1 pseudogene is annotated in these 800 nt (G+C 38.5%); it reads left to right on the top strand.

Going from position 1 to position 800, the window contains the following annotated elements:
* Window positions 1–195: pseudogene (locus tag AACR11_RS13335) on the top strand (hypothetical protein); the annotation flags it as partial.
* Window positions 196–800: the final 605 nt, after the last annotated feature.

Genomic DNA, 800 nt, shown 5'->3' with positions numbered 1-800 from the left:
ATTGAGCACTACCGAAAACTCGGCATCGATGACGACACGATATGGAAATCACTACCAAGAACTCGATGGGGCTCAAGAAATGGCCCTTCTACCTATCTCTCGCTTGAAGACATTGAAACGACTTATCAAGCGGTGTTTGAGGCAGCAAAAAACAAATCACTCCTGCAATCCAGTTTAAAGAGCGGATTATCATGACAATACAGCCACTCACCTTAACTTGTTTAACACTTCAACTCACATTGATTTTAAAAATCATTACCTTAGTTTGGAGTTCACCGAAACCAACATGTAAGGACGCCAAAATCATAGAAATAACATTATTACTGATATCCATAATTTGTTTTTTCTACAACTTACATATTGGGTCGAACATTAGCATTATCTTCACACACCCAATCCTGTCATTTATTACTTTTTCTTTTTTAACCTTGTCACTTCAACATACTGAAAACACTAAGCAAAAAATAACACTCTCGTATATCAAAACACTGATGATTATTGATTTCTCCATCGTCTTTTGCTTTGTCGGATTTTTAGCTTTTGATGTGATTTCAAGCAAACCATAGACACTAAAGTAACTTACCAGCAGCTACCTAATTTAAAACTCTCCGCATACTACGGAAAGACCACTTTCTTTCACTAAGCCATTACCATAATCAGCTCACTCGCTACAGGAAACTACTATGCCTAGACCTTCTCGCTCCAAGGGCAACCACTTTACCCGTGGTGGACAAATCACCTTCCATTCCATTCGAATGTTCTTTCAAGTCAACAATACCTTGGTCTACGCTGCCATTTGG

The organism is Vibrio sp. L85 (genome assembly GCF_963871815.1).
Taxonomy (GTDB): Bacteria; Pseudomonadota; Gammaproteobacteria; order Enterobacterales; family Vibrionaceae; genus Vibrio; species Vibrio harveyi.
This window is presented reverse-complemented; position numbering and strand designations above follow the sequence as displayed.